Source organism: Streptomyces sparsogenes subsp. cuspidosporus (assembly GCF_039532705.1).
GTDB classification, from domain to species: domain Bacteria; phylum Actinomycetota; class Actinomycetes; order Streptomycetales; family Streptomycetaceae; genus Streptomyces; species Streptomyces sparsogenes.
Genome location: NZ_BAAASD010000006.1, coordinates 260,644 through 282,366 on the forward strand (window position 1 = coordinate 260,644; position 21,723 = coordinate 282,366).

Here is a 21,723-nt window from a genome sequence, read left to right on the forward strand (position 1 = left end):
TTTCTTCCTGGTCACAGCCACGGAAACCGTTTGTCGCGGCGAGCTTAGGCAAGGCCGGTGCCCCCGACAAGACCTCGGCCTTTCCGCCGAACCGGCCTGCGCCCACGGTGTTTTCGAAACTTTCGCACCCTCGTCAGGGGCTGTCAGAACTCACCAGAACCCTTAATCTCCGAACAAAATCGATCACGGGGGTCCGTCATCAGGAGACAGACATGAGCCGCAGTGAACAGCAGCCCGGCCGACGGCTGGTGCTCAAGGGCGCCCTCGCCGCGGGCGCCCTGGCGGGCGCGCCGGGCCTGGCCCATGCCGCGGGCCCGGCCGCCGCGCCGGGTGGGGCCAAGGCGGAGCCGTACCGCAATCCGCTCGTCCTCCAGCGGGCCGATCCGCACATCTTCAAGCACACCGACGGCTACTACTACTTCACCGCCACCGCACCCGAATACGACCGCATCGTCCTGCGCCGCTCCAGGACCCTGAAGGGCCTGTCCACCGCCGCCGAGTCGGTGATCTGGAAGAAGCACGCCACCGGCGACATGGGCGCCCACATCTGGGCGCCGGAGATCCACTTCATCGACGGCAAGTGGTACGTCTACTTCGCGTCGGCGCCCGCGAACGACGTCTGGAAGATCCGGATGTGGGTGCTGGAGAACGCGAGCCCCAACCCCGTCACCGGCACCTGGACCGAAAAGGGCCGCATCATCACCCCCCTCGACTCCTTCTCCCTGGACGCCTCCACCTTCGTCCACCGGGGGACGCGCTATCTCGTCTGGGCCCAGTCGAACCCGGCCGTCGGCAACAACTCCAGCATCTACCTCGCCCGGATGGCCAACCCCTGGACCATCACCGGCCCGCAGGTGGAGATCTCCCGGCCGACGTACGACTGGGAGACCCGCGGCTACAAGGTCAACGAGGGGCCCTCGGTCCTCCAGCGCAACGGCAAGGTCTTCCTGACGTACTCCGCGAGCGCCACCGACGCCAACTACTGCATGGGGATGCTGACCGCCGCCGCGGGCAGTGACCTGCTGGACCCCGCGTCCTGGGCCAAGAGCCCGACGCCGGTCTTCACCAGCAATGACACCACCAAGCAGTACGGCCCGGGACACAACTCCTTCACCGTCGCCGAGGACGGCCGCACCGATGTCCTCGTCTACCACGCGCGCCAGTACAAGGACATCACCGGCGACCCCCTGGGCGACCCCAACCGGCACACCCGCGTCCAGACCCTGGGCTGGAAGCCCGACGGCACCCCGGACTTCGGTGTCCCGGTCGCCGACGCGCCCGTGCGCGAGGTGAAGGCGACGACGCGGTACACCATGACCGCGTTCACCAACAGCAGCGAATCGAACATGTACGTCTACGAGTCGCCGGACGCGCTGACGTACAAGCTGCTCAAGGGCCCCGCCTACACACCCCCGGCCCAGCTGATCCGCGACCCCAGCGTCATCAAGCACACCGACGGCTACTACTACATCGTCCACACCACCAACTGGACCGGAAACACGATCGGGTTCGCGCGCAGCCGCGACCGCGTCAACTGGACCTTCGTACGCGACCACACTCTCCCGGTGGCCGGTCTGGAGCGCACCTGGGCGCCGGAGTTCTTCGTGGACACGGACGGCAGCGTCAACGTCATCGTCTCGCTGGACACCACCTCCACCTCCGGCCAGACGTTCCGGCCGCATCTGCTCACCGCCACCAACGCCGCGCTGTCCTCCTGGACCACCCCCAGGCCGATCGCCGGTCTGGACACCGCCAACTACATCGACACCTTCGTGGTCCGCTACGCCGGTCAGTACCACGCCTTCACCAAGCAGGAGACGACCAAGTACATCGAGCACGCGACGGCCACCAGCCTCGGCGGTCCTTACACCTTCCGCGGCACCGGGGACTGGGCGGGCTGGGGCGGCTGGCGCGAGGGGCCCGCGCTGGTCCATCTGGACAACGGCGCATGGCGCATCTACTTCGACGGCTACGCGGAGCACAAGTACTACTACAGCGACAGCCTCGACGGATTCCGGACCTGGACCCCGATCAGGGAGCTGCCCGGCCTCTCCGGATTCGCCCGTCACTTCACCGTCCTGAAGGAGAGCGTGTGATGCCCACCCCGAAGACGAGCCGGCGCCCCCGCCTCTGGACGCTCGTGGCCGCGGTGTGCGCGGCCCTGCTGGCCCCGCTGCTGTGCGCGTCCGGCGTCCAGGCGGCGCCCGTGACCGTCGTCAACGGGACACAGTTCGCCACCACCTCGGGCGACCCGGTGCACGCCCACGGCGGGGGAGTCGTCAAGGTCGGGGCGTACTACTACTGGTTCGGGGAGAACCGCAACGCGGACAACACCTTCCGCTATGTGTCCGCGTACCGCTCGAAGGACCTCAAGAGCTGGGAGTTCCGCCGCCACGTCCTGACCCAGGCGACGGACCCCGAGCTGGCGCGGGCCAATATCGAGCGGCCCAAGGTCATCTACAACCAGCGAACCAAGCAGTTCGTGATGTGGGTGCACAAGGAGAACGGCACCGACTACAGCCAGGCGCGCGCCGCGGTCGCCACCTCCCCGACCGTCGACGGGGACTACACCTGGCGGGGCAGCTTCCGGCCGCTGGACCAGCACATGTCGCGGGACATCACGCTGTTCCAGGACGGCGACGGCACCGGCTACATGGTCTCGGCCGCCCGGGAGAACTACGACCTGCACATCTACCGGCTGACCGACGACTACACCCAGGTGGCGAGCCTGGTGGCCAACCCCTGGCCCGGCGGCCACCGCGAGGCACCCGCCCTCTTCAAGCGCGGCGACGTCTACTTCATGCTGACCTCCGGCGCCACCGGCTGGAACCCCAATCAGCAGAAGTACGCCACCGCGACCGACCTGGCCGGGCCGTGGACCGAGATGAGGGATGTGGGCGACGCCACCGCCTACGGTTCCCAGACCGCGTACGTCCTGCCGGTGCAGGGCGACCGGGCGACGTCCTATCTGTACCTGGGCGACCGCTGGGGCGACTCCTTCGGCGGCAAGGTGAACGACTCCCGCTATGTGTGGCTGCCGCTGTCCTTCCCGACCTCCCGCACCATGACGATGGACTGGTTCCCGCAGCTCGCGATCGACATTGAAACCGGCACGGTGACCGGCTCCGGCGGGCCGTACCACACCCTCGTCGCCCGGCACAGCGGCAAATGCGCCGACATCACCTCCGCCTCCCAGACGGACGGCACCGCGGCCGTGCAGTACACCTGCAACGGCGGCGGCAACCAGCTGTTCTGGGCCAAGGACGCCGGTGGTGGCTACGTCCAGCTGGTCGCCCGGCACAGCTCCCAGTGCCTGACCGTCGCCGGCGCCTCCACCGACGACGGCGCGAAGGTCGTCCAGTCCGCGTGCGGGGCGGGGACGAACCAGCAGTGGCAGGCCACGGACGCGGGCGACGGCTATGTGCGGCTGACCTCCCGGAGCAGCGGCAAGTGCCTGGACGTCGCGGACGAGTCCACCGCGGACAAGGCCGCGATCGTGCAGTGGAGCTGCACCGGTGGCGCCAACCAGCAGTGGCGGCGCGGCTGAGGCTGCCGCCCCGAGGCCCCCGGCCCGGCGCCCGCGGCCGCACACCGCGGCCGGGGGCGGGCGCTCACCCCGGTCGGGGCGGGCGCTCACCCCGGCGGAGGTGGCGGCCCTGGCACAATGACCACCACTGACGACGACCACTGACAACCGTTGACGACGGGATCGAGCGACGACGCGCTCGGGAACGACACGTGAACGACACGGGAACGAGGACGGCACACATGGTCTATCTCGCCGCCGAGGGCCGCTACGGCTCCATGCACTACCAGCGCTGCGGGCGCAGCGGCGTGCTGCTGCCGAAGGTCTCCCTCGGCCTGTGGCACAACTTCGGCGACACCCACCCGCTGGAGACCCAGCGCGCGGTGCTGCGCCGCGCCTTCGACCTCGGTGTCACCCACATCGACCTGGCCAACAACTACGGCCCGCCGCCCGGCAGCGCCGAGTCCAACTTCGGCACGATCTTCGCCCAGGACTTCCGCCCCTACCGCGACGAGCTGTTCATCGCGAGCAAGGCCGGATACCTGATGTGGCCCGGCCCGTACGGAGAATTCGGCTCCCGCAAGTACCTGCTGGCCAGCCTCGACCAGTCCCTGACCCGGATGGGCCTGGACTACGTCGACGTCTTCTACTCCCACCGCTTCGACCCCGACACGCCCCTCGAAGAGACCATGGGCGCGCTCGACACCGCGGTGCGGCAGGGCAAGGCGCTTTACGCGGGCCTGTCCAACTACCCGCCCGAGGCCATCGAGCGGGCCGCCGCCATCCTCGGGGAGCTGCGCACGCCGTACCTGATCAACCAGCACCCGTACTCCATCCTGCAGCGCGGGGTGGAGGGCGGGGTGCTGGAGGCCTCCGCGCGGGCGGGGGTCGGCGTCATCGCCTTCTCCCCGCTCGCCCAGGGCCAGCTCACCGACCGCTACCTCGCGGGGGTGCCGGCCGACTCCCGCATGGCGGTCGGCCACTTCCTCAAGCGCGAGGTGCTCACCGAGCAGCGGCTCGCGCTGCTGCACGCGCTCAACAAGCTCGCCGAGGGCCGTGGCCAGACCCTCGCGCAGCTGGCGCTGGCGTGGGTGCTGCGCGATCCGCGGGTGGTGTCCGTGCTGATCGGCGCGAGCAGCGTCGCCCAGCTGGAGCAGAACGTGGCGGTGCTCGACTCGCCCGGTTTCACCGACGCCGAACTGGCGGAGATCGACCGGCTCTCGGCCGAGCACGGCATCGAGATCCCCTGAGGCGATGGCCTGAGCGCGATTTCCCGAGGTCGCTCAGGCCGCTCAGGCCAGCGGACGGCCGGGCTCGTCGAGCCCGCCCGTCCACTCCTCGACCAGCGCGACCAGCGCGTCCCCGCGGTCCTCGTGCAGATAGTGGCCGCACCCCTGCCACGCCTCGACGCGGGAGTACGGGTGGGTCAGCCCGGCGCGCTCCCAGTCGGCCGCCGCCCGGGTCGAGTACACGCCAAGCACCGGGCAGCGGCGGCGCGCCAGATACGCCCGTGCCGCCGCCGCCGTGCCGAAGGCGTCCGGCGCCAGATACATCCCGTCGCGGCACCGGGCGAGCACATCGGGGTCCATGGCGGCCATCAGCCGCTCATGGCGCTCCCGCACCTCGGGCGGGGTGTGCGGGCCGAAGGCCCCGCGGACGAACCGCACCGCCCAGGCGGCCCCCTCGGCGCGTAGCGCGTCCTGCTCGGCGGGCAGCCGGGCCATCTCCGGTCCGACCCCGCCGTACGCAGGGTCGAGCACCACTACGGCCCGCACCAGGGCGGGGTGCTCGACGGCCAGCGTGCTGACGGCCTGCCCGCCCATGGAGTGGCCGACGGCGACGACGGGACCGACCTCCAGCCGGCGCAGCAGGGCCGCGAGGTCGGCGGCGAAGTCGCGCGGCCCGTATCCCTCGCCCGGCGCGGGCGAGCGGCCGTGGCCGCGCAGGTCCGGGGCGAGCACCCGGTGCCGGCGCGACCAGGCGGCCAGGTGGGGAGCCCACTCCCCGGCGTCGCCGCCCCAGCCGTGCACCAGCAGCAGCGGGGGAGCGCCCGCGCCGCCCTCGTCGTAGCGGAGCGGCACGGCCGAGGGGGGTGCGGTCATGGGCAGATCCTGCCAGATACGGCCGGTGGTCGGCCGCCGTCCCGGCGGCGGCTACGGTTGCGTCCCATGAGCGGTGAGACGGGTCTGCGGGAGCGCAAGAAACAGCGGATGTATCAGACGATCTCCGAGGCGGCGATCTCGCTGTTTCTGCAACGGGGCTTCGACCAGGTCTCCGTCGCCGATGTGGCCGCCGCGGCCGAGGTGTCCAAGCCCACCCTGTTCCGGTACTTCCCGGCCAAGGAGGACCTGGTGCTGCACCGGTTCGCCGACCACGAGGACGAGGCGGCCCGGGTGGTGCGGGACCGCCCGGCGGGGCAGTCGCCGCTGGCGGCGCTGCGACAGCACTTCCTGGAGGGGCTGGAGCGGCGCGATCCGATCACCGGCCTGAACGACGCGGAGGGTGTGCTGGCGTTCCACCGGCTGCTGTACGGCACGCCCAGCCTCGTGGCCCGCCTCTTCGCGTATGTCAGCAGGTCGGAGGAGGCGCTGGCCTCGGCCCTGGCCGAGGCCGGACCGGGCGACGGCGCGGGCGGCGGACCGGGCGACGGACGGGACGATCAGCCGGGCGGTGGGGCGGACGACGGCGCGGACAGCGGGGCAGAGGGCCTCGCGGCCCGGCTCGCCGCGGGCCAGATCATCACCGTCCAGCGGATCCTCGCCGAGGACAACTGGCGCCGGATCGCGGAGGGCGCGACCGCGGAGGAGGTCCACCCGGGCGCGGTGGCCGCCGCCGACGGGGCCTTCGCCATGCTGCGGTCGGGGCTCACCCCGTACGCCTGAGCACCCCGCCGATAAAGCGTTACTCAGTTATATTTTTTACTCGGTGTCGATTATGCTGCCCCGGTCACCATCAGGAGGGGCGGCGCGAGATGACGACAACCGATCACCACACCACCCAGGCGGGCGGTCCGGGACACCGACACCCCGAGGACGGACCCGCCCGGGCGCTCGCCGAGGAGCGGGCCTACCACGACACCTGCCGGGCGGCACTGGCCGGGATGGTCCGCGGCGCCCGCGAGCGGGTCGTCACCGGCGAGGACGCTTTCGGCGACGGAGCGAGCGCCGAGGTGCTCGGCCGCGAACTGCGCAGCCACGCCAAGGAGCTGGCCGAAGAGCCCGCCGGGCCGCTGTTCTTCGGCCGCCTCGACTTCGACGAGGCCCCCGCCACCGGCGAACACCGCGGCCAGAGCTACCACATCGGCCGCCGCCGCATCGCCCCGCACCCCGCCGCGCCACCCCTGGTGGTCGACTGGCGCGCCCCGGTCTCCCGCGCCTTCTACCAGGCCGGCCCCCGCGACCCGTACGGCGTGGCCGTGCGCCGCCGCTTCGGCTGGGCCCCGGGCAGCGACGGCGACTCGCGCGACCTGACCGGCCTGGAGGACGAGCACCTCGGGCGGCCCGCGCCCCGCGCGGCGGACGAGGGGCCCAGCCGGATCGTCGCCGGCGAGATCGAACGCCCCCGCGTCGGGCCGATGCGCGACATCGCCGCCACCATCCAGCCCGAACAGGACGACCTCGTCCGCGGCGGGCTCGCCGAGTCGATCTGCGTCCAGGGCGCCCCCGGCACCGGCAAGACCGCCGTCGGCCTGCACCGGGCCGCCTACCTGCTCTACACCCACCCGCGCCGCGTCGAGCGCGGCGGACTGCTGGTCCTCGGCCCCAACCGGGCCTTCCTGCGCTACATCGCCGAGGTGCTGCCCGCGCTCGGCGAGACCGGAATCCGGCAGTGCACGCTCGAGGACGAGATCGCCCGCCACCCGGTCCGCGCCACCGACACCGACGCCGCCGCCGCGATCAAACACGACCCCCGCATGGCCACGGTGCTCGCCCGGGCCCTGTACGGGCGGGTCGCCCTCCCCACCGAGCCGCTCGCCGTCCCCGACGGCTCCTACCGCCGGCGCGTCCCGCTCGACGAGCTGACCCGCCTCGTGGCGGAGGTGCGCGAGCAGCGGCCCCCGTACGCCGTCGGGCGCGAGCGGGTGCGGTCCCGCGCCGTCGCGCTGCTCCAGCGGCAGGCCGAACGCCGCGCCGGGCCACCGGACAACGCGTGGCTGCGGCGCATGGGGCGGGCCAGGGCCCTGACCGAGTTCGTGAACACCGTATGGCCCGCGGTCCACCCCGAGGAGGTGGTGGCCCCGCTGCTCGCCGACCCCCAGGTGCTCGCCGCGGCCGCCGACGGACTGCTCACCGCCGAGGAGCAGTCCGCGCTGCTGTGGCGCAAGCCCCCGCGGTCGTACAAGAGCGCCACCTGGTCGGCGGCGGACCTGGTGCTCCTCGACGAGGTCGCCGGGCTCGTCGAACGGCCCGCGGGCTACGGCCACATCGTCGTCGACGAGGCCCAGGACCTCTCCCCGATGCAGTGCCGCGCGATCGCCCGCCGGGCCGGCTTCGGCTCCCTCACCGTCCTCGGCGACCTCGCCCAGGGCACCACCCCCTGGGCCGCCCGCGACTGGCCCCGGCAACTGGCGCACCTCGGCAAGCCGCAGGCCCAGGTGGTGGCCCTGACCACCGGCTTCCGGGTGCCGGCCGCCGTCGTCACCCTCGCCAACCGGCTGCTGGGCGCGCTGGACGTCGACGTACCCGAGACCACCTCGCTGCGCCGCGACGGCCGGCTGCGGGTGCGCCAGGTGGCCCGGCCCGCCGAGGCCGCCGCCGCGGCGGTGCGCGACGCGCTCGCCCACGAGGGCTCCATCGCCGTCGTCGCCGCCGGGCCCGACGTGCCGGGGGTCAGCCGGGCGCTGGACGAGGCGGGCATCGCGACCGCCGCGGCCGACGAGGCCGGGGGCGCCGTGCGCGTCACCGTGCTGCCCGCCACGCTCGCCAAGGGGCTCGAGTACGACCATGTCGTCGTGGTCGAGCCCGCGGCCATCGCGGAGGCCGAGCCGCGCGGACTGCACCGGCTGTACGTGGTCCTCACCCGGGCCGTGTCCCGGCTCGACGTCCTCCACCACCGGCCCCTGCCCGAGGCCCTCGCCGGAGTACGGGGAGCACCCGTCCCGATAGGATGAGCGGCCTCAGCCACGCGCGCCTCAGTCGTTCGATCCACGCGTCACTGCAACGGAGTCATCACCTTGACCACCAAGCGGATCCCGGTCGTTCTCGTCACTGGTTTCCTGGGCTCCGGAAAAACCACCCTGCTCAACCACCTGCTGCGCGGCAGCGCGGATACCCGCATCGGCGTCATCGTCAACGACTTCGGCAGCATCAACATCGACGCGATGGCCGTGGCCGGCCAGGTCGACTCCATGATCCCCATCGAGAACGGCTGTCTGTGCTGTGCCGCGGACTCCGCCGAGATGGACGCGATGCTGGCCCGGCTCACCGAGCCTTCGCTGGGCATCGACGTCATCGTGGTCGAGGCGAGCGGCCTCGCCGAGCCGCAGAGCATGATCCGTACGCTGCTGTCCAGCGAGCTGGAACACGTCCTGTACGGCGGGCTGGTCGAGGTGGTCGACGCCGCGGAGTTCGAGAACACACGGGAGCGTCACCCGGAGATCGAACGGCATGTGCGGGCCGCCGACGCGGTGGTGCTCAACAAGGCCGACCGGGTCCCGGAGCCGCAGCTCGCCCGGCTGCTGGAGGCGCTCGCCCGTATCGCCCCGGGCACCCCCGTGGTCACCGCGGAACACGGGCGTGTCGACCCCGGCTTCCTGTTCGACCGGGGCGCCGGCGCCCCGGTCGAGGAGCGGTTCCGCCAGCTGTCCTTCGCCGATGTGTGCACGGACGAGCACGGCGAACACGGCGAGCACGAGTGGGGCGAACACCTCCACGCCGCCTACGAGAGCGTGGAATTCGTCGCCGACCGGCCGCTCGACCCGCGCCGTTTCCTGTCGTTCCTCGACAGCCGGCCCGCCGGGCTCTACCGGATGAAGGGTTTCCTCCACTTCGCCGCCCCGGGCCACGGCGAGAAGTTCGCCCTGCACGCGGTCGGCTCCTACCTCCGCTTCCAGCCCTCGCCCTGGGCGGGCGGGGAGGCGCGGACGACCCAGCTGGTGATGATCGGCGCCGGGATCGACGCGGAGGCCCTCACCAAGGAGCTCACGGGCTGTGTGGCCGCGGGCCCCGACGCCGTCGGCGACCACCACATGATGGGCGTCCTGCGGTACGTCCGCGACCGGGACGGAGACCGGGACGAATGACGCACTCCTCGGTGATGCCCCGGTAAATCGGCCGGGCGCACAACCCTCACCGCCGATCACCAGTCTTTGAGGGTGTACGCGAGGTAAACCCCGTACCAACTCGCAGGAGGATCTGTGCGTCATCGCTCCATCTCCACCGTCGTGCGCTGCGCGACGGTGGCCGCACTCCTGACCGCCCCCGCCTTACTGGCGGCCCCGGCCGCCGGCGCCGCCGAGCCGCGGGCCGCGAGCGGCTCCTCCCTCGCCGGTGTCGCACCGCGGGCGGACTTCGACAAGGACGGCTACCCGGACCTCGTCGTCGCGGCCCCGGCCGCGACGGTGGGCGGCAAGACCAAGGCCGGTTACTTCGCGGTCGTCTACGGCTCGGCCGCCGGCGCGAACACCGCCCACCGGCAGGTCATCAGCAAGGCCACCGAGGGTGTCCCGGGCGACCCGGAGGCGGGCGGCTGGTTCGGGTATCACACGGTCGCCCGCGACCTGGACGGCGACGGCTACACCGACCTGGCCGTGGACGGCGCCGGCACCTCGTCCGTCACCGTCCTGTGGGGCTCGGCGAGCGGGCTGACCGCCGCCATGGAGCTGCCCGCCTCGGCCGCCACCAACGGAGCGAACCTGACCGGCGGCGACTTCAACGGCGACGGCCATGCCGACCTGGTCGCGCACAGCACGGACGACACCAACCTGCGCGTCCTGTACGGCCCGTTCACCCGCGACGGCGCCCCGGCCTCCGCGAACACCCTGAACACGGACCGTACCTTCGGCCCGGTCGACCTGATCGCGGGCGACATCGACGGCGACGGCCGCGACGACCTGGTGTCCACCCACGCCTTCGAGGAGATGTCCGAGGCGAGCCTGTACTGGAAGGGCGGCGCGAACGGCCTGGGCGCGGCGCCGACCCGGATCGACCACGCCGCCGCCGGCACCATCGGCGACGTCGACAAGGACGGCTACGGCGACCTGGTCATCCGTACCGTGCCCGGGAACGTGGTGGAGGATCTGCCGTACGACCACGGCACGATCAAGGTCCTCTACGGCTCGGCGAGCGGCCCGGGCGCCACCCGCACCAAGGTCATCGACCAGAACACCGCGGGCGTGCCGGGGGTCAACGAGGACGGCGACCAGTTCGGCTACTCGCTGAGCGCCGGTGACGTCAACGGCGACGGGTACGCGGACATCGCGGTCGGCATCCCGTACGAGGACCTGGACGGCGGCGTGGACGCGGGCAGCACCGTACTGCTCTACGGCGGCGCGAGCGGCCTGAGCGGCACCGGCGCCCAGGCGTTCACCCAGGACACCGCGGGCGTCCCGGGCGCCGCGGAGGCCGGGGACCACTTCGGCGCGGCCGTGCGGCTCGGGGACACCGACGGCGACGGCAAGGCCGACCTGGCCGCCGGCGCCCCGGACGAGGACGGCACGTACACCTCCAGCGGCGCGGCGTGGGTGCTACGCGGCGGCACGGGCGGGCTGACCACCACCGGCGTGGTCTCCTTCGGTCCGAACGCGCTGGGCGCGCCGGAGGTCGGCGCCGAACTGGGCCGCGACTTCGGCCGCTAACGGACAGGGCCTGGCCGGCGGACACCCGCACAGCGGGCCGGGGAGCGGGCGCCGCGGGAGGCGGCGCCCGCGCCCGCGGGCCTCAGGCGGGCGCCCCAGCGAGGACCACGGTGGCGGCACCCTGCTCGTCTCCTGCTTCTCCGGCATGGTCGACGGACACGACACCGTCCACCCCGGCCCCCACCCCGGCGCGCTGCGCGACGTCCTGGGCCTGACGGTCGAGGAGTTCTCGCCGCTCGCGAACTGCTCACCGGCGAGCGCGCCGCGGGACACCTGGCCGTACCGGCGGGCGGCGTGCGCGTGCTGCGGCTGGACGGCTGGACGGCTGGACCGCTGGACGGCTGGACCGCTGGACGGCCGAACGGCCTGGGAAGTCGCCCTCCGGCGTGATGACGCCCGCCCCGGCATGTTGACGAACGCTCATGTTTACCCGACGGTAGGTCCATGGCGACCAAGGGGACACGCGGCACGAGGGTCCGTCTTCCACGGGAGCGCCGCCGGACGGGCCGGACACGGCTGTTCGGCACGGCCGCCGTGCTGCTCGTCGCGGCGGTCGCCGCCCCGGGCGGCACCGCGGCCGCCGCCGAGCCGCCCTGGTCGGACGGGCCGGCGGCGGACCGGGTCGCCGTCCAGGGCGGCCGGTTCACCGACGGCCACGGGCGCGAGGTCGTGCTGCGCGGATTCAACGTCTCCGGCGAGGTCAAACTGGCGGAGAACGACGGCCTGCCCTTCGCCGGAACCGCCGACGCCCGCGAGTCCGCCCAGGCCATGCGCGGCCTCACCGGCGCCAACTCCGTCCGCTTCCTGCTGTCCTGGGCCCACGCCGAGCCCGAGCCCGGCAAGGTCGACGAGGACTACCTGCGCCGGGTCACCGAGCAGATGCGCGCCTTCCTGGACGCCGGGATACGGATCTACCCCGACTTCCACCAGGACCTCTACTCCCGCCACCTGTTCGACAAGGACAGCTGGTACTCCGGCGACGGCGCCCCGCAGTGGGTGGTGAAGGCCGGCGGCTACGCCAAGGAGTCCTGCGGGATCTGCGTCCACTGGGGTCAGAACATCACCCAGAACCCGGCCGTCCAGGACGCCACCCGGGACTTCTGGAAGAACCGCGCCCTGCAGACCTCCGCCGGGACACTCCGGGTCCAGGACGCCTTCCTGGCCACCGCCGAGAAGACCATGGCCTATCTGGCCCGCCACCTGACCGCCGACGAGTTCGGCCGCGTCGTCGGCTTCGACCCGTACAACGAGCCGTACGCGGGCCGCTACGACGCCGGCCAGTCGAGCCGCGCCTGGGAGAAGGACGTCCTGTGGCCCTTCTACGAGAAGTTCCGGGCCCGCATGGACGCCGCGGGCTGGGGCGACAAACCCGCCTTCGTCGAGCCCCAGCTGTTCTGGAACTCCAACATCGACTTCCAGCGCCAGGAGGGCGGCCTGCTCGACGCCGGCGCCGTCGGCTCCCGCTACGTGTTCAACACCCACTTCTACGACCAGAAGGCCATCTCCGGCGTCCTCATGCCCGGCAAGGCCCAGGACGGCCAGTACTCCACCGACTTCGCCACCGTGCGCGACCGCGCCGCCGCGCTCGGCACCACGGCCGTCGTCAGCGAGTACGGACACCCGCTGACCGGCTTCACCTCCGACAAGGCGCCCACCGTGGTCAAGGGGCTGTACCAGGCGCTCGACTCCCGGCTGAACGGCGCCACCTGGTGGAGCAGGCCCGCCGCGTCCGGCCCCGTCCTGTCCGCCAACCAGTGGCAGTGGGACCTGTACAACGGGCGCCACCACGAGGCGATGAACGGCAACCCCGACAAGATCCTCACCGAGGGCGACGCCTGGAACGACGAGGACCTCTCCACCGTCCGGCTCGACGCCTCCGGCGCGGCCGTGCTCCGCCAGGACGCCCGGGTCCTGGACCGCCTCTACCCGAGCGCGGTGGCGGGCCGCACCCTCGCCTTCACCTTCGAGGACCGCTCGCGCGACGGCTCCACCACACTCACCTGGAACCGCGTCCCCGGCAGCCTGCCCAACGTGGCCAAGCTGGTGGGCTCCGGGCGGTACGGCATGCTGGTGTGGCGCCAGAGCGGCGCCACCGAGGCCCCCACGGAGCTGCACCTGCCGCGCGACTTCGACCCCGCCACCACCACCGTGGTCTCCGACCTGGGCACCGTCACCGGCCCGCCCGGCTACACCGCCGACGGCCACACCGCGGACCACCCCGTGGCCCTCGCGGCGGAAACCGGCGGCGCGGACGCCCGGCGCCTGCTGCTGTCCGCGCCACCCGGCCCCGGCACCCTCCACTTCGCGCTGGTCGCCGACGGCACCTCCGCCCCCTCCGCCGAACTGCGCGCCGCGGCACAGCGCGAGCTCGACGCCTGGGCGCGGGCCGCCGGCTTCCCCGAGTGACCCCCGGCGAGCCTCGCTACCAGCGGTGGTGCACCTGGGCGCGGATCCGCCGGTCGTACAGCTCCCGGACCGCCTCCAGCGTGCCGTGCGACAGCGCGGGCAGCGCCGCCGCCGCGGCGTTCGCCCGCGCCTGCTCGGGCGAGCGCGCCCCCGGGATGACCGACGTCACCCCGGGCTGCTGGACGACCCACCGCAGCGCCGTCTGCGCGGGAGTCGCCCCCTCGGGCGCCAGCTCCCCGAACTCCACGGCCGCCTCGACGCCCTCCTCGAAGTCCACCCCGGAGAACGTCTCGCCCTGGTCGAACCTCTCACCGTGGCGGTTGTACGTGCGGTGGTCGTCCTCGGAGAACACCGTGTCCTTGGTGTACCGGCCGGACAGCAGGCCGGACGCCAGCGGCACCCGGGCGATGATCCCCACCCCGGCCGCCACCGCCGCGGGCAGCACCCGCTCCAGCGGCTTGAGCCGGAACGGGTTCAGGATGATCTGCACGCTCGCCGTCCCCGGGCGCGCGATCGCCGCCAGCGCCTCCTCGCAGGTCTCCACGCTCACCCCGTACGCCGCGACCCGCCCCCGGTCCACCAGGGTGTCCAGCGCGTCGAAGACGGCGTCGGTGGAGTGCACCGACGACGGAGGGCAGTGCAGCTGCACCAGATCCAGGGTGTCCACGCCCAGGTTGGCGCGCGAACGGTCCGTCCAGGCCAGGAAGTTGTCCAGCGTGTAGTTCTCCGCCGCCTGCGGCATCAGCCGCCGCCCCATCTTGGTCGCCACGAAGACCCGCGCGTCCGGGCGGTCCCGCAGATAGCGCCCGATGAGCCGCTCGCTGCGCCCGTCCCCGTACACATCGGCGGTGTCGAAGAAGGTCACCCCCGACTCCACGGCCGCGTCCAGGACGGCCAGCGCCTCGTCCTCGCCGACCTCGCCCCACCCCGCGCCCAGCTGCCAGGTCCCCAGCCCGACGACGGAGACCTTCCGGCCGATCCGGGCGAACTCACGCTGCTCCATGGTCCTGCTCCCTCCTGTGGTGCGGCTCACCGTACCCGCAGCCCCCGCCCGACCCTTGTGCAACCTTGTCAAGTACCTACAAAAACAATATGTGACCTGCGACGATTGCTGTCGCGGTACCCGGTGAGTAGGGTGGGAGCATGTCAGCTCTCAACGTGGAATTCAGCGATCGGGAACTTGAGGACCTCCGCCAGATCGCCAAGGAGCGTGGCACCACGATGAAGGCCCTCGTCCGGGAGGCGACCGTCGCCGACATCGCCCGCCACCGCGCGCTGCAGGAGGGCGCCGAGGTTTTCCGGCGCTTCTTCGCGGACAACGCACAGGCGTTCGCCGACGCGTTCCCCGACGACGAACACCGCCCCCACGACCCGGGACAGGCCGCCTGACCATGGCCCCGCCGTTGCATATCGACGTCCCCTGGCTGCTGCAGCGCCATGAGGAGGTCATGCCCGAACAGCCCTCGATCTCCGACTTCTCCGGTCTGGTCGCCGCCGTGGCCCGCCATCGGGTCGACCCGCCGCGGCTGGGCGTCGACCCGGACCCCGCGTGGCGCGCCGCCGCGCTGCTGCACACCATCGCGCTGCTCAGGCCGCTCCCGGCGAGCAACGCGCGATTCGCCAGCGCCACGGCCGTCGCCTATATGCACGCCGCCGGCGAGGGCATCGACCCGCCGTACGGCGCGCTGATCGACCTGGTCCGCGACATCCTGTCCGGCAAGGCCGACGTCTACGACGCGGCGGGCCGCATCCGCTCCTGGCGGATCTGAGCCCGGTCCGGCCCCGATCCGCCCCCGCTCCCGCCGCGGCGGTTCACCGGCGGCTCACCGGAAGACGCCGGTGTGGCCCAGGGAGTAGCGGCCCGGCTGGGGATAGACGGCCAGCCCGTGCGGCCCGCCGCCCACCGGGATCCGGGCCCGCAGCCGGCCGTCGCGGGTGTCGATCGCGTACACCTCGGAGTGGTAGCGGCCGGACAGCCACAGCACCTTGCCGTCGGCTGACACCCCTCCCATGTCGGGGCTGCCGCCCCCGGGCAGCCGCCAGCGGTCCACCAGCTTGCCGGTGGCGAACGACAGCACCGAGATGGTGCCCTCGCCGCGGTTGGTGATGTACATGCGGCGGGAGTCCCGGCTGACGTACAGGCCATGGGTGCCGTCACCGGTCGGCATCAGCCGCGGGCGGGTGAAGGCGTCCCCGTTCAGCACCCACACCCCGTCCGCCATCATGTCGGCGACATACCAGGTCCGGCCGTCCGGCGAGATCTTCACGTCCTGGGGCATGGCGCCCGCGAACGGCAGCCGCTGCTGCCCCACCACCTTCATCCGGGCCGTGTCCACCTTCAGCAGCTCGCCGGAGAACTCGCACGAGACGATGAAGTAGCGGCCGTCGGGTGAGAAGTCCGCGTGGTTCACCCCGTAACACGACACCGGCACCGACTTCACCACCCGCATGGTGTGCGCGTCCCGGAACACCAGGGCCCGGTCCGCGGAGGCCATCACCACGGCGTACTTGCCGTTCGGGGTGAAGTAGAGGTTGTACGGGTCGTGGACGTCCACCGGGCGGCCGACCCGCCCGGTGGCCGGGTCGATGGGGGTCAGGCTGTTGCCCAGGTCGTTGTTGACCCACAGCGTCTTCAGGTCCCAGGACGGCACCACGTGCTGCGGCTGGTTGCCGACCGGGAGCGTGCGGATCACCTTGTACGTCCTCGGGTCGATCACACTGACCGTGTTGGACAGCGTGTTCGGCACGTACACCCGCGACGGGAACCGCTTGACCACCGGCGACAGCCGGCCCGGCCGGTCCGCCGCGTACAGGTCGCGCGGGTCCAGGGGCGGCGGCATCCCGGGCAGCAGCCGGGGGTCGGCGGCCTTGGAGGCGGCGGCCGACGGCCGCGCGCCGGCGGACCGCGACGGCTTCTCGCGCGGCCGCTCCGGCTCGCCGGCGGCCGCACAGCCCGCGACCGCGGCGCACACCAGCAGCAGCGCCCCCGCCGCCCACGGCATCGTCACCGCCCGCGGACGCGCGGAGGAGGAGCGCGCCACGGCGCGCGGGTCGGTCGCCCCGACCGGTGTGGGATGCGGGCGGATCGGGCCACGGGCCACGGGACTCCTCCAGCGGTGGTGCGGGCGAGGACGCGGCGGCGGCCGCGGCCGCACCACGACGGGGGCTCTCCCGCCCGGCGGCGGCCGGGGACCGCTGCGGCCCGGACCGGCCGGGCCGAGGCCCACACTGCCACCGCCACCCCCCGGCGGCGCGCCCCCGCGTCCGACCGGGTGGCGCGCCTCCTCCGCCAGGTGGACACCACCGGTGTGGCGTCTAGGGTCTGTCTTCAAAGGGGGCGTCCGGCCGCGAGCGGCGTCTGGTGCAGGGGCCCCTCCCAGCGGTAGCTGGGGGAGCATCGCAAGGCGGAGCGTCGCCCTCGTACTGGGCGTACTCGGGCGTTGCGACAACGCAGCGAGGCGCCGTGCCAGACGTCGGGAGCAGGGCGCCCCCTTTGAAGACAGGCCCTTGTCCCGCGGCCCCCCTGATGCTCCGGCGCCCGACGGCGTAGGATCGCGCCCGGCGACGGACGAGGACAGTGGCCACAACACCTGGTGGAAGGGGCGTGCATTGCGGTTCGGACTCCTGGGCACCGGGCACTGGGCGGCCGAGACCCAAGGCGCGGCCCTCGACGCGCACCCCGAGGCGGAGCTGGCGGGCATCTGGGGCCGTGACCCGGCCAAGGCGCGGGTGCTGGCCGACCGGTACGGCACCCGGGCCTACGACCGGGCCGACGACTTGATCGCCGACGTGGACGCGGTCGCGGTCGCCCTCCCCCCGGACATCCAGAGCGAGCTGGCGCTGCGCGCCGCGCGCGCCGGGCGCCACCTGCTGCTCGACAAGCCGCTGGCCTTCACCAGCGAGGACGCGGACCGGGTGGCGCGCGCCGCGGAGGAGCGCGCCGTCGCCTCCGTGGTGTTCTTCACCCGCCGCTTCGCCCCGCCCGTCGAGGACTTCCTCACCCGGGCCGCGGCCGCCGGCGGCTGGGACGGCGGCCGGGCGACCGCCTTCGCCTCCATCTTCCGGCCCGGCAACCCCTACGGGGGCTCCCCCTGGCGGCGGGAGCGCGGCGGCCTGTGGGACGTGGGCCCGCACGCCCTGTCCGTCCTGCTGCCCGTGCTCGGCCCGGTCGCCGAGGTCACCGCGGTCGACGGGCCGCGCGGCGCGGCGCATGTGCTGCTGCGGCACCGCTCGGGCGCGGTGGGCACGCTCGCGCTCACGCTGGACGCGCGGCCCGCCGCCGTCTCGCACACCTGCGACTTCTACGGCGAACAGGGCGTGGCGGCCGTTCCCGAGTCGGGGATCACCGCCGTCGAGGCCTTCGGCGCGGCCGTCGACCGGCTGCTGCGAGGGGCCCGCACCGGCACCGCCGACCCCTGCGACGTGCGGTTCGGCCGCGAGGTGGTGGCCATCCTGGAGGCCGCCGACACCTCCCGCCGCACCGGCCGCACGGTCGTGCCCCTTTTCTAAGGGCTCGGTTTTCAGGGGCTCGATTCGCCTGTCGAGGGGCGCACTCGCCCTTGTCGTCACGCATACTCCGGCGAGTGCTGGGGAACCGGGAGGCCATGACCAAGCTCCGCCTTCCGGAGACCGTACGGGCCTGTCTGTTCGATCTCGACGGTGTACTGACCCGCACGGCGGTGATCCACGCGGCGGCGTGGAAGGAGATGTTCGACGATTTCCTCCGGCGCCGTGAGGGTCCCGCCTTCCGCCCCTTCGACAAGATCGACGACTACGACGAGTACGTGGACGGGCGGCCCCGCGCCGACGGGGTGCGCACCTTCCTCGCGTCCCGGGGGATCGAGCTCCCCGAGGGGACGGACCGGGACCCGCCCGGCCTGGACACCGTGCACGGCCTGGGCACCCGCAAGAACGCGCTGGTCCTGGAGAAGATCCGGCACGAGGGCGTCGAGGCGTACCCGGGATCGGTGCGCTTCGCCGAGGCGGCCCGCGCCGCGGGCCTGCGGACCGCGGTGGTCTCCTCGAGCGCCAACTGCCGCGACGTCCTGATCTCCGCGAAAATAGAGCACCTCTTCGAGATCCGTATCGACGGGGTGGTCGCGGAGGAGCGCGGCCTCGCGGGCAAACCCCGCCCGGACACCTTCCTGGCGGCCGCCCGCGACCTGGACGTCGCCCCCGCGGCCGCCGCCGTCTTCGAGGACGCCCTGGCGGGCATGGAGGCCGGCCGCTCCGGCCACTTCGGCTGTGTGGTGGGCGTCGACCGGGTCGGCCAGGCCGAGGCGCTGCGCGCCCACGGCGCGGACACCGTGGTGCGGGACCTCGCCGAGCTGCTGGAGGAGGACGACTCTTGATCACCGATTCCTCGTACGCCGTCGACCCCTGGATGCTCCGCGAGACCGAGCTCCACCTCGATGTGCTGCCGCAGAGCGAGTCCGTCTTCGCGCTCTCCAACGGCCACGTCGGCTGGCGCGGCAATCTGGACGAGGGCGAGCCGCACGGCCTGCCCGGCTCCTACCTCAACGGCGTCCACGAGCTGCGCCCGCTGCCGTACGCCGAGGCCGGCTACGGCTACCCCGAGGCCGGCCAGACCATGATCAACGTCACCAACGGCAAGATCATCAGGCTGCTGGTGGACGACGAGCCCTTCGATCTGCGCTACGGGCGGCTGCGCTCCCACGAGCGCGTGCTCGACCTGCGCGGCGGGCTGCTGCACCGCACCTGCGAGTGGACCTCCCCCTCCGGCACCACCATCAAGCTGCGCTCCACCCGGCTGGTCTCCCTCACCCAGCGGGCGATCGCCGCGGTCGCCTACGAGGTGGAGGCCGTGGACGCCGAGGTCCGGGTGGTCGTCCAGTCCGAACTGGTCGCCAACGAGCAACTGCCGCAGCGCGCCGGCGACCCCCGGGTCGCCGACGCCCTGGAGTCCCCGCTGCTGCCCGAGGAGCACGCGGCCAAGGACATGCGGCTGCGCCTGATCCACTGCACCGAGGCCAGCCGTCTGCGGGTCGCCTCCGCCGCCGACCACTTCCTCAGCGGGCCGCCGCCGACGCGCGCCTCCAGCGAGAGCAGCGACGACGTGGCCCGCCTCACCGTGACCTCCGTCCTCGAACCGGGCGAGGTGCTGCGGCTGGAGAAGCTGGTCGCCTACGGCTGGTCCTCCGCGCGCTCGCTGCCGGCCGTACGGGACCAGGTCGAGGCCGCGCTGGCCGGCGCCGCGAGCACCGGCTGGGAGGGGCTGGTGGACCAGCAGCGGAACTGGCTGGAGGACTTTTGGGGCCGCGCGGACGTCGAGGTCGAGGGCGACGCCGAGATCCAGCAGGCCGTGCGCTTCGCCCTCTTCCACGTGCTGCAGGCCGGCGCCCGGGCGGAGGAGCGGGCCATCCCCGCCAAGGGCCTCACCGGCTCCGGCTACGACGGACACTCCTTCTGGGACACCGACACCTTCGTCCTGCCGCTGCTGACCTACACCTTCCCCGAGGCCGTCGCCGAGGCGCTGCGCTGGCGGCAGTCCACGCTGCCCGCGGCCCGGGAGCGGGCCCGCACGCTCGGCCACTACGGCGCCGCCTTCCCCTGGCGCACCATCGACGGCTCCGAGTGCTCCGCGTACTGGCCGGCCGGTACCGCGGCGTTCCACATCAACGCCGATGTGGCCGACGCCGTGGTGCGCTACGTCGGGGCCACCGGGGACGAGGAGTTCGAACGCGAGAGCGCGGTGGAGCTGCTGGTGGAGACCGCCCGGCTGTGGCGCTCGCTGGGCCACCACGACCACCACGGCCGCTTCCACATCGACGGGGTGACCGGTCCCGACGAGTACAGCGCGCTCGGCGACGACAACGTCTACACCAACCTCATGGCCCAGTCGAACCTGCGCGCCGCGGCGGACATCGTCGAGCGCCACCCGGCCAAGGGCGCCCTGCTGGGGGTGGACGACGAGGAGGCCGCGGCCTGGCGGGACGCCGCCGAGGCCATGACGATCCCGTACAACAAGACCCTGGGCGTCCACGAGCAGTCGGCGGACTTCACCGACCACCAGGTGTGGGACTTCGAGGGCACGCACCCCGACCAGTACCCGCTGATGCTCCACTTCCCCTACTTCGACCTGTACCGCAAGCAGGTGGTCAAACAGGCCGACCTGGTGCTGGCGATGTATCTGCGCGGCGACGCCTTCACCGAGGAGCAGAAGGCGCGCAACTTCGCCTACTACGAGGCGCTCACCGTCCGCGACTCCTCCCTGTCCGCCTGTGCCCAGGCCGTCATGGCCGCCGAGGTGGGCCATCTGCGGCTGGCCTACGACTACTTGGGCGAGGCCGCGCTGATGGACCTGCGGGACCTGGAGCACAACACCCGCGACGGCCTGCACATCGCCTCGCTGGCCGGCACCTGGATCGCGCTGGTGGCCGGGTTCGGCGGCATGCGCCACTGCGAGGGCACCCTCGACTTCTCCCCCAAGCTGCCGGAGAAGCTGGCCCGGCTGGCCTTCACCGTGCAGGTGCTGGGCAGGTGTCTGCGGGTGGAGATCACCAACTCCACCGCCACCTACACCATGGTGCACGGCGCCCCGCTGGAGATCCGCCACTACGGCGATCCGCTGACGGTCACCGAGAAGTCGCCGCAGAGCCGCAAGGTCCCCGAGCCCATCGCCCGCCCGGAGCCGCGGCAGCCACCCGGCCGCCGCCCCGACCGCCGCGCCTGAGCACCGGCCCGCGGCCCGGGCTCGCCCGGGAGGCCGACCACCTGGAAGACTGATGTCATGTGCCGCAGCATCAAGACGCTCCGCCCGCCCATGACGCCCGACCCCCACGACGAGGACATCCGGGCGGCCGCGTTGCAGTACGTCCGCAAGGTGTCCGGGTTCCGCGCGCCCGCCGCCCACAACCGTGAGGTCTTCGACCAGGCCGTCGAGGCGGTGGCGGAGGCCACCCGCAGACTCCTGGACGGCCTCGAGGTGCGCGGCGGCGGCCGCGCGGGCTGAGCCGCCCGGCCGGCTCCCGGCCGC

17 protein-coding genes and 1 pseudogene are annotated in these 21,723 nt (G+C 72.9%); 15 read left to right on the top strand and 3 right to left on the bottom strand.

From position 1 onward, the window contains the following. Positions 1 to 212: 212 nt before the first annotated feature. The 3 genes from ABFY07_RS43110 (at position 213) to ABFY07_RS10770 (ending at position 4,776) form a co-directional block, all read left to right on the top strand. The gene (locus ABFY07_RS43110; protein WP_428836900.1) at positions 213 to 2,096 is read left to right on the top strand and encodes a family 43 glycosylhydrolase; all 1,884 of its coding nucleotides are present in this window, start codon (positions 213 to 215) and stop codon (positions 2,094 to 2,096) included. After that, entirely contained in the window at positions 2,096 to 3,547 is a 1,452-nt protein-coding gene (locus ABFY07_RS10765) for an RICIN domain-containing protein (RefSeq protein WP_346174262.1), read from the top strand. Before ABFY07_RS43110 ends, ABFY07_RS10765 begins: the two co-directional genes overlap by 1 nt. A 221-nt stretch (positions 3,548 to 3,768) precedes the next feature. After that, positions 3,769 to 4,776 carry an aldo/keto reductase gene (locus tag ABFY07_RS10770; RefSeq protein ID WP_076971887.1) on the top strand — a complete coding sequence of 336 codons (1,008 nt, stop codon included), beginning with the start codon at positions 3,769 to 3,771 and terminating at the stop codon, positions 4,774 to 4,776. 42 nt (positions 4,777 to 4,818) lie between these two features. Here ABFY07_RS10770 and ABFY07_RS10775 read toward each other — a convergent pair whose 3' ends face one another. After that, the gene (locus ABFY07_RS10775) at positions 4,819 to 5,628 is read right to left on the bottom strand and encodes an alpha/beta fold hydrolase (protein ID WP_346174263.1); all 810 of its coding nucleotides are present in this window, start codon (positions 5,626 to 5,628) and stop codon (positions 4,819 to 4,821) included. A gap of 66 nt (positions 5,629 to 5,694) precedes the next feature. Between ABFY07_RS10775 and ABFY07_RS10780 the strand changes: the two genes are divergently transcribed. The 6 genes and pseudogenes from ABFY07_RS10780 to ABFY07_RS10805 all read left to right on the top strand — a co-directional run bounded on the left by ABFY07_RS10780 (position 5,695) and on the right by ABFY07_RS10805 (position 13,727). Beyond that, the gene (locus tag ABFY07_RS10780) at positions 5,695 to 6,408 is read left to right on the top strand and encodes a TetR family transcriptional regulator (protein WP_346174264.1); all 714 of its coding nucleotides are present in this window, start codon (positions 5,695 to 5,697) and stop codon (positions 6,406 to 6,408) included. Positions 6,409 to 6,497: 89 nt separating this feature from the next. Continuing rightward, positions 6,498 to 8,636, top strand: a complete 2,139-nt coding sequence (locus ABFY07_RS10785) for a HelD family protein (RefSeq protein ID WP_428836901.1) — start codon at positions 6,498 to 6,500, stop codon at positions 8,634 to 8,636. Positions 8,637 to 8,699: 63 nt separating this feature from the next. Then, positions 8,700 to 9,767 (top strand): CobW family GTP-binding protein, encoded by a 1,068-nt coding sequence (locus tag ABFY07_RS10790; RefSeq protein ID WP_346174265.1) that lies wholly within the window; start codon positions 8,700 to 8,702, stop codon positions 9,765 to 9,767. A 114-nt stretch (positions 9,768 to 9,881) separates the two neighbouring features. Further along, the gene (locus tag ABFY07_RS10795) at positions 9,882 to 11,321 is read left to right on the top strand and encodes an FG-GAP and VCBS repeat-containing protein (protein ID WP_346174266.1); all 1,440 of its coding nucleotides are present in this window, start codon (positions 9,882 to 9,884) and stop codon (positions 11,319 to 11,321) included. A gap of 112 nt (positions 11,322 to 11,433) precedes the next feature. Continuing rightward, a pseudogene (locus ABFY07_RS10800) lies at positions 11,434 to 11,559 on the top strand (beta-galactosidase trimerization domain-containing protein); the annotation flags it as partial. A 206-nt stretch (positions 11,560 to 11,765) separates the two neighbouring features. Then, positions 11,766 to 13,727, top strand: coding sequence for a cellulase family glycosylhydrolase (locus tag ABFY07_RS10805; protein WP_346174267.1), 1,962 nt, complete (start codon positions 11,766 to 11,768; stop codon positions 13,725 to 13,727). 16 nt (positions 13,728 to 13,743) lie between these two features. Here the strand turns inward: ABFY07_RS10805 and ABFY07_RS10810 are convergent, their stop codons facing one another. Continuing rightward, a complete protein-coding gene (locus ABFY07_RS10810; protein WP_346174268.1) occupies positions 13,744 to 14,730 on the bottom strand; it encodes an aldo/keto reductase in 987 nt (328 codons plus the stop codon). Positions 14,731 to 14,870: 140 nt separating this feature from the next. Between ABFY07_RS10810 and ABFY07_RS10815 the strand changes: the two genes are divergently transcribed. Together ABFY07_RS10815 and ABFY07_RS10820 are read left to right on the top strand one after the other, a co-directional pair. After that, positions 14,871 to 15,116, top strand: a complete 246-nt coding sequence (locus ABFY07_RS10815; protein ID WP_014174261.1) for a hypothetical protein — start codon at positions 14,871 to 14,873, stop codon at positions 15,114 to 15,116. 2 nt (positions 15,117 to 15,118) lie between these two features. Further along, positions 15,119 to 15,496: a toxin Doc gene (locus ABFY07_RS10820; RefSeq protein ID WP_346174269.1), complete on the top strand. Its 378-nt coding sequence runs from the start codon at positions 15,119 to 15,121 to the stop codon at positions 15,494 to 15,496. Between the two features lie 54 nt (positions 15,497 to 15,550). Here the strand turns inward: ABFY07_RS10820 and ABFY07_RS10825 are convergent, their stop codons facing one another. Continuing rightward, positions 15,551 to 16,729 (bottom strand): YncE family protein, encoded by a 1,179-nt coding sequence (locus ABFY07_RS10825; protein ID WP_346174335.1) that lies wholly within the window; start codon positions 16,727 to 16,729, stop codon positions 15,551 to 15,553. Positions 16,730 to 17,336: 607 nt separating this feature from the next. Here ABFY07_RS10825 and ABFY07_RS10830 point away from each other — a divergent pair. The 4 genes from ABFY07_RS10830 to ABFY07_RS10845 all read left to right on the top strand — a co-directional run bounded on the left by ABFY07_RS10830 (position 17,337) and on the right by ABFY07_RS10845 (position 21,699). Beyond that, complete coding sequence (locus ABFY07_RS10830) at positions 17,337 to 18,236, top strand: Gfo/Idh/MocA family protein (protein ID WP_346174270.1); 900 nt, start codon at positions 17,337 to 17,339, stop codon at positions 18,234 to 18,236. A 95-nt stretch (positions 18,237 to 18,331) separates the two neighbouring features. Continuing rightward, positions 18,332 to 19,078: an HAD family hydrolase gene (locus ABFY07_RS10835; protein ID WP_346174271.1), complete on the top strand. Its 747-nt coding sequence runs from the start codon at positions 18,332 to 18,334 to the stop codon at positions 19,076 to 19,078. Next, positions 19,075 to 21,420, top strand: a complete 2,346-nt coding sequence (locus ABFY07_RS10840; RefSeq protein ID WP_346174272.1) for a glycoside hydrolase family 65 protein — start codon at positions 19,075 to 19,077, stop codon at positions 21,418 to 21,420. The genes ABFY07_RS10835 and ABFY07_RS10840 overlap by 4 nt, the downstream gene beginning before the upstream one ends. A gap of 57 nt (positions 21,421 to 21,477) precedes the next feature. Next, a complete protein-coding gene (locus tag ABFY07_RS10845; protein WP_346174273.1) occupies positions 21,478 to 21,699 on the top strand; it encodes a DUF2277 domain-containing protein in 222 nt (73 codons plus the stop codon). Positions 21,700 to 21,723 lie beyond the last annotated feature (24 nt).

What these genes read in the sequence shown, in the direction of transcription:
- ABFY07_RS43110 (WP_428836900.1), top strand. Translation starts at nt 213, where the DNA reads ATGAGCCGCAGTGAACAGCAGCCCGGCCGACGGCTGGTGCTCAAGGGC.
- ABFY07_RS10765 (WP_346174262.1), top strand. Translation starts at nt 2,096, where the DNA reads ATGCCCACCCCGAAGACGAGCCGGCGCCCCCGCCTCTGGACGCTCGTG.
- ABFY07_RS10770 (WP_076971887.1), top strand. Translation starts at nt 3,769, where the DNA reads ATGGTCTATCTCGCCGCCGAGGGCCGCTACGGCTCCATGCACTACCAG.
- ABFY07_RS10775 (WP_346174263.1), bottom strand. Translation starts at nt 5,628, where the DNA reads ATGACCGCACCCCCCTCGGCCGTGCCGCTCCGCTACGACGAGGGCGGC.
- ABFY07_RS10780 (WP_346174264.1), top strand. Translation starts at nt 5,695, where the DNA reads ATGAGCGGTGAGACGGGTCTGCGGGAGCGCAAGAAACAGCGGATGTAT.
- ABFY07_RS10785 (WP_428836901.1), top strand. Translation starts at nt 6,498, where the DNA reads ATGACGACAACCGATCACCACACCACCCAGGCGGGCGGTCCGGGACAC.
- ABFY07_RS10805 (WP_346174267.1), top strand. Translation starts at nt 11,766, where the DNA reads ATGGCGACCAAGGGGACACGCGGCACGAGGGTCCGTCTTCCACGGGAG.
- ABFY07_RS10810 (WP_346174268.1), bottom strand. Translation starts at nt 14,730, where the DNA reads ATGGAGCAGCGTGAGTTCGCCCGGATCGGCCGGAAGGTCTCCGTCGTC.
- ABFY07_RS10815 (WP_014174261.1), top strand. Translation starts at nt 14,871, where the DNA reads ATGTCAGCTCTCAACGTGGAATTCAGCGATCGGGAACTTGAGGACCTC.
- ABFY07_RS10820 (WP_346174269.1), top strand. Translation starts at nt 15,119, where the DNA reads ATGGCCCCGCCGTTGCATATCGACGTCCCCTGGCTGCTGCAGCGCCAT.
- ABFY07_RS10825 (WP_346174335.1), bottom strand. Translation starts at nt 16,729, where the DNA reads ATGCCGTGGGCGGCGGGGGCGCTGCTGCTGGTGTGCGCCGCGGTCGCG.
- ABFY07_RS10835 (WP_346174271.1), top strand. Translation starts at nt 18,332, where the DNA reads ATGACCAAGCTCCGCCTTCCGGAGACCGTACGGGCCTGTCTGTTCGAT.
- ABFY07_RS10845 (WP_346174273.1), top strand. Translation starts at nt 21,478, where the DNA reads ATGTGCCGCAGCATCAAGACGCTCCGCCCGCCCATGACGCCCGACCCC.